This is a genomic window from Leptotrichia trevisanii DSM 22070 (assembly GCF_000482505.1).
Classification (GTDB): domain Bacteria; phylum Fusobacteriota; class Fusobacteriia; order Fusobacteriales; family Leptotrichiaceae; genus Leptotrichia; species Leptotrichia trevisanii.
Genome location: NZ_AXVL01000061.1, coordinates 1 through 6,446 on the forward strand (window position 1 = coordinate 1; position 6,446 = coordinate 6,446).

At 32.2% G+C, this 6,446-nt stretch carries 7 protein-coding genes; all 7 read right to left on the reverse strand.

Annotated elements, in window-relative coordinates:
• Positions 1–1,105: VirB4 family type IV secretion/conjugal transfer ATPase (locus K324_RS0109085; RefSeq protein WP_026748868.1), on the reverse strand; the 1,105-nt coding region annotated here is incomplete at its 3' end.
• 71 nt (positions 1,106–1,176) lie between these two features.
• Entirely contained in the window at positions 1,177–2,082 is a 906-nt protein-coding gene (locus K324_RS0109090; RefSeq protein ID WP_026748869.1) for a VirB4 family type IV secretion/conjugal transfer ATPase, read from the reverse strand.
• Between the two features lie 11 nt (positions 2,083–2,093).
• Complete coding sequence (locus tag K324_RS0109095; protein WP_026748870.1) at positions 2,094–2,786, reverse strand: hypothetical protein; 693 nt, start codon at positions 2,784–2,786, stop codon at positions 2,094–2,096.
• 58 nt (positions 2,787–2,844) lie between these two features.
• The gene (locus K324_RS0109100) at positions 2,845–3,084 is read right to left on the reverse strand and encodes a VirB3 family type IV secretion system protein (RefSeq protein ID WP_026748871.1); all 240 of its coding nucleotides are present in this window, start codon (positions 3,082–3,084) and stop codon (positions 2,845–2,847) included.
• A complete protein-coding gene (locus tag K324_RS0109105; RefSeq protein ID WP_026748872.1) occupies positions 3,084–4,073 on the reverse strand; it encodes an ATPase, T2SS/T4P/T4SS family in 990 nt (329 codons plus the stop codon). Before K324_RS0109105 ends, K324_RS0109100 begins: the two co-directional genes overlap by 1 nt.
• Positions 4,070–4,366 (reverse strand): hypothetical protein, encoded by a 297-nt coding sequence (locus K324_RS0109110; protein WP_026748873.1) that lies wholly within the window; start codon positions 4,364–4,366, stop codon positions 4,070–4,072. The genes K324_RS0109105 and K324_RS0109110 overlap by 4 nt, the downstream gene beginning before the upstream one ends.
• An 8-nt stretch (positions 4,367–4,374) precedes the next feature.
• A partial coding sequence (locus K324_RS0109115; protein WP_026748874.1) for a type IV secretory system conjugative DNA transfer family protein occupies positions 4,375–6,446 on the reverse strand: 2,072 nt, incomplete at its 5' end.

Here is a 6,446-nt window from a genome sequence, read left to right on the forward strand (position 1 = left end):
ACTGTGTCGCAAAGATTATAAAGGCATTCAGCTTTGCAAGAGTTCTAAGCCAGTCATTGAATTTAAGCCTGAAACTTTCATTTTCCATTGCAAACCAAGCCTCATCAACTACGATTGCAGTTAGATAGTCCTTTGTTAATTTTTCCACTTCTATTCTATGAAACAGATAGCTTAATATAGGTGCTGTCGCTTTTGGATCTTCTATTATCCTTCCCATTTCAAATACCTGCCAGTTTGAGTCTGAAAAATTATCTTCATTGTTATCAAAATATTTTCCATATGAACCTGTATTTGTGTATGGCTCAAGTGCCTTCTGAATTTCCTTGTTCATAACTGTAAATGCAAAATTTGTCATTGTTCTTCTGTTAGGCGGATCATTTGCAAGAGTGGTAAGCGTTTCCCATATTGTACTTTTCATATCAGGTGTTACGATTACATTTTCCTGTTGAAGAAGGGAAATTATCCAGTTGCTTGCAAATGCCCTTTCTGTTTCGATATGAATATTCGCAAGTGGCTGAAATGCTAAATCATTATCCCCGCCTTTTCCCAAATCATAAAATTTTCCACCCATACAAGCAGTCAGGACACGTATTGAACCTCCTTTATCAAAAAAGAACACCTGAGCATTAGGGTATTTTTTCAGTTCAGCCACCAGCATTCCCAATAATACTGATTTCCCAGACCTTGTCGGACCTGCTATTAGTGTGTGTGCTGCATCTTTTATATGAAGATTAAAATAAAATATATCATTCAAGTCTGTTTTAGTCATCATAAGCGGAACACCTGCAATATTTTTTTTATCCCTAAAAAATTCATTCACTTCCTCTCCACGATACAGTGATGAAGTAGGGAAAAGACAGCTTAAAAGCATTGAATTTATTGGATATTTTCTTATATTTGCCTTCACATTTCCTGGAATAGCTCCTAAATATGAGGGAAAAATATTGTACTTGTCAATTGAGCAGGTAAAATCCTGTTCATCAAATATTGTTGCTATTTTAAGTGCGTTGTCCTCCAGCCTTTTTATATCTTCATCAGCAAGTATTATAGTAAATGTATAGTAACCATAACTCATTCCGCCTTCCTTAAATTCATTTAAAGCCATTTTTGCCTCTTCTGTCTTCGCCAGCTCCAGCTCATCTATGTTAAATGAAGGTTTTTTCGTTATGGCTTCAGTTATATACTGTCCAAAATTTTCTGTTTTCCCTGATGAAAAATGAAAAAATTTTTCAACATTTTTTTTGATTCATTCTGTGAAAGAATAATATACCTTGCCGACATTCTAAATTCAAAGTCCAAACTTTCAAGTTTTTTTAAAACTCTTGACTCTATTTCATCAGGAAATAGATTAACCGATATTGTCCTTAAATGCTTTATTTGAGTTAATCTTTGTATTTTTGTATCTTTCCCATTTTCAAAACTTGAATTTGACAAATATTGATCAATCGGATATAGCGGAGCTGTTGGCATTTTTTTCTTTTCAGGAAACTCAGCATTTACTGTTGAATACATATATGCCATAAGTTCTCCTCCCTGTAAGACTTCAATACTTGTAGTGGCATATTTTAATAAAGCAATAAATGAAGCTACTTTTTGCCTAAAAATTTTTAATTCCCTTTCCGCTTCCTCTGCAATTTTCTCTTCCGAATCATCTTCCTTCTTGCTTGAAAGCAATGAATTTATCTTATTTTCAGCATCTTCTGCTATTAAATATGTCAATGTTATGTAATAATCACATTTAAAGTATTCTCCCTTTGAGAATAGTTCCTTCCTTTCTCTCTCCATAAGCACTGTTGGTATAAAATCATTGTCAATTTCCGTTTCAATATATCCTCTTGATTTCTTCCTCTGAACTTCATAATGTATAATAAAATTATCAGGCAATTTTTTTATTGCATTATTATACTGCAATATTTTCAGATTTACTTCCTCTTCAGTAAAAAAATCCAGGTCGTGATTTCTTACTTTCAATGTTACCTGAAAACCCATATTTTTATTGACAAGAATAAAGTCATTGAGAAGAAAGTCCCACGGAATATGATAAACAAATGAATTTTTGTAGTTATCAAGTGTTTTTCCCATTTTTTCCCTTTCTATCTTTCCATTTCTTTATCATCATTTATTTTAAGATTTTTATTCTTTTCTTTTTTATTTTCTAATTCACTTTTCTTATTCTGATTCTCTTTAATATTTTCTTTTATTTCTTCTCTTTTTAGAACTTTACTTAAAATCTCTCCTCTTTCAATTAATACAAACTTTTCTTCATTATCTTTTGATATTTTTGTTATAAATAATACTTTATTTGACGACAATTCTTTTTGTGCCGCTACAAAATCTTTAAATTCCAATCCTGTTTTTTCTCTAATCTTCTTTGAATCAAGATACACCAAATCTCCTAGATTTTCTTTATATGTGTTATAAATTAATTTTGCATCAGCTGACAATGCCGAAACTTTTTCATCCTTCGCTTTTTCTGTTTCCTGTATTTTGGAATTTTTTTCTTTCTGCTTTTTTTCATAATCATTTTTAAACTCAATTGACTTATCTTTATCAGTAAAGTATTTTATTTTATTGATTTCAAATATAGAGCCGTCATAATTTATTTTTTCTTCTGTTGATTGATGAAAAAATATTTTATTTTCTTTTATTAATTCCTTAAATGCCTCATTAAATTTTTCCTCATCCTTTATTTTCAATTTTTCCATTATCTTGTTTCTGCTTAACGTAGTATATCCAACTTCGTTATCTGTTCTTTCTTCTAAAAACTTCATAATTTGTTCTTTCATTTCTGTTGTTTTCCTTTCAATAGCTTTTTGCCTTTTATTTTTATTTTTAATATCTATTTTACGGATTTAAATATCTTTCAGTCTTGTAATGCTCTATTATCAGTTCCAATGTCATCGGATCTTTTACAGACATAACTGCACACAAAATATATATTACCGTTGCTGGCACAAAAATTATCCAGTGCTTGAATATCAGGAATATAATTCCTGTAAGTAATACCAATGCTACAAAAATTTTGTATGGCAGTCCCATTATCATTTTTACATCCAGTAAAGACTTGTAGACTTTTAGTTTCATTATCCTACCTCCTCAATTTCATATTCCTTTGTCTTTTTGTTAAAACCGTTTACTTTAATTATCTTGTTTACTTTTCTTACAGTTTTGCCATTTTCATTTGTCCTTATAATATTTACAATCACATCAACTGAACGTCCTATAAGTGGCTGTCTTGGATTCCTGTCTACTTCCATAAGCAGTTCCTCTAGCCTTTCCAAAGTTTCCTCTGCACCATCTGAGTGTACTGTTGTAAATCCTCCACTATGCCCAGTATTCCAGTTTTTAAGTATCTCCTCAGCTTCCTTTCCATACCTAAGCTCTCCCTGAATAATTCTGTCAGGTCTGTGCCTAAGTGCATCCTTTGACAGTTCCAATGCTGAAACATCCTCAGTTACAAATAATCTTAGTACATTTTCCTTATCGCAAATAATTTCCTCAACTTCCTCAATAATATATATCCTCTCAACTGTATTTTTGATTCTATCAACTTCCTTAAGATAATCTACAAGAGCATTAGTAAATGTTGTCTTTCCTGTACCAGTTCCACCTGATACAACTATATTCTTTTTATTCAAAATAGCTTCTGTAAGAAAATTTTTCTGAAATTCTGTAATTGAACCCATTGCTAAATAATCATCGAGTGTAAATATTTTTTTAGGCCTTTTCCTTATTGTAAATACTGGAATCCCTTTAGTAATTCCTTTTGCAGCTCCCTGAAATCTGTCAGAATTTGGCAAATTTCCAGAAAGTCTCGGATTCTTTTCAGAAATTATTTTTGAATTATATGAAGCCAACACCTGAATAATCTTATATCCTTCCATCTCATTCAAATATGTCTTTGTCTTATACATTCCTTTTTCATACGACTCTACCCATATATACCCACCAGGATTCAGCATTATTTCAGTAATGTCATCATTTTCCATATACTCTTTTAATGCCGACAGCCTTTCATTTACAAAATCTATTTGTGCCTTCTTCTGAAGTTCATATTTTTCACTTTCCGTCATAGCACTTCCGTCAGTTCCTTCATTTTTTTCGCAGTTTCATCGCTACTTGAACTTTCAAGTATAATTTTCAAAAGCTTATCCTCTACACCTGATTTTTTTAAAACTTCTCTTAAAATATCTGCATTTTCCTGTTCAATTTTCTCAATATCATTTTTGGAATTTAATATGATTGTTTCCAGTTTAACAATTTTCTCCTTATTCCTTTTTATTCTTTCAGTATAGTTTTTATCCCTAGACTTCTTCTTTTTTGTTATTTCAGCTGAACTGTTAATTGTTCCTTCAATATTTTCCATATATCCCCCTATCCTATTTTTTCTGACTTATATTTTTTCCGTACCTTTTCAATAATTTTTTCATATTTTATATCATCATAAAAATCTTCCTCTTTCATCTTAAATGAATGTCTGTATTCATACATTCCTTTCATTGCTTCAAATATTACATATCCATCCTTAAAGAATACTGGCTGGTGCTGTGTTCTTTTTAACAGTTCAGGGTATTCGTAGTAGTAGAGCTTATCTAATAATAAAGGTTTCTTGTATCCTGTAATTACAACTGCCTTTCTGTCAGGTAGCAGTCTTATTTCTGAAGGGCTTAACAAGTCCTTTCCTTGCTCTGAAACATTTCCTCCCCCTTTTAGCCCAATATTTCTACTTTTTACCCTAATTGTTTCTTTTCCAAGCGTCTTTGAAATATAGTCAGGTGCAGCCTCATCGTTTGGCCTTCCAAATATCTGAATCTGACATCCGTTCAGCACCTCTTTTCCTTGCTTATCATATGTCGAATTTAACTGATCAAGCCCTTGAAATATTCCAACCATCTTTATTCCAAATCCTGCATAGTACCCAAGCCCTTTTACAAGAGCCTTCATCTTGCCATAAGCATTTAGTTCATCCATTAAAAATATTATGTTAAAATTTTTCTTGCTTAAACTTTCCATTAATAAATTTGTCAGCTGAATATACATTATTCGTACTAACGGAGCTAACAAATCTATATCTTTTGGTTTTATTACAAAGTATAAATCTACAGGATTATCACCATTAACTAAGTCCATTGCCCTAAAATCAGACTTTTCTATATTTTTTACAACTGAAGGAATTTCAAATACCTGCAGTTTAGTCTTTGCTGTTGAAGTTATAGACTTAAACGTATTTTCTCCTGTATTTTGTAATAAATATCCAAACTGTTTTGCAACGAAGGGATGCAATCCTTTATTCAATGCTTTAATTGATTCTTCATCAGTATATATTTTTCTAAGCCTTTCAATTGTTTTTTCCTTCAGAATAAAATCTTTTGACACTTCATCCTCGTATTCATCTTCTTCCATAGGCTTTCCAAGATATTTTGCAAACATTCTGTATAAAGAATTTTCAGTGTTAGTAATTATTGATATTACATCATTTAATGAAACTCTAACATCTGTTATATCAGGATCTTCTTCAGGACGGCTGCTTACTTCCCTGTAATGAACATAGCCAGTTAAAGTGGAAATTGTATCTTTTGCACTGTCTCCCCAAAACGGATCCTTGCTCTCATCTTCCCCAACAATCATTGTTCCAATTATTCTGCAATCTTCAATCTCGTAATTTGTTCCATACCGTACTTCCGATAAAAAGTTATAGCTGTTTGAAAGTTCACTCATTGGCTCAAACTTTAATATCCTGTGCTTCAATATCTTTGCTCTGTACCAGCTCGTAAGCACATAGTTTTCCTTCTTTATGTCAGAAATAAAGGTTGATATTCTGTTCTGTCCATACGTTATACTGCTGTCATATTTTCCAACTATTTTTGTACCCATAGGAATTAAAATATATTTTCCAGTACGGTAGTCATAGACATTTTCTCTAACCTGAGCAATCACATCTCCCGGCAAATCAGAGTTAATTGCCGTTACAAGAACAGCTGGAATAAAGCTCCCTGTCTTTAATTCATATTTCCCTATCGCAGGATTTTTTAAATTAGTCAAATAGAAGCTGTCCTGCTTTTGCTTCAGGAATAAGGACTTTGACTTTTGTTTATTCTGATCTGTATCATTTTCATTTTGCTGTTGCACATTCTGAGGAACTTGTTGCTGTTCCTGATACTGTTCTGTCGTTTGTGGAGTCTGTGTTGAAACTCCCTTATCAAACCCTATCGCAGACTTTCTCCATTCCTTGCTTTTTTCTTCCGAGACTGCTGAACTATTGGAATTTTTATCTTCTGAAATATCTGAAAACGATGATGAACTTGAACCATAATTTGAATCAAGATTGTCGTTATTGTATTCTGAACCTAGCTGAGAATCATATTGTGATAAGTTAGGCGTTCCAGTTCCATCAGTCGTCGTATTTATATTTGCCACTCCATCCTGCGTTACACTTTCAGGAGTTT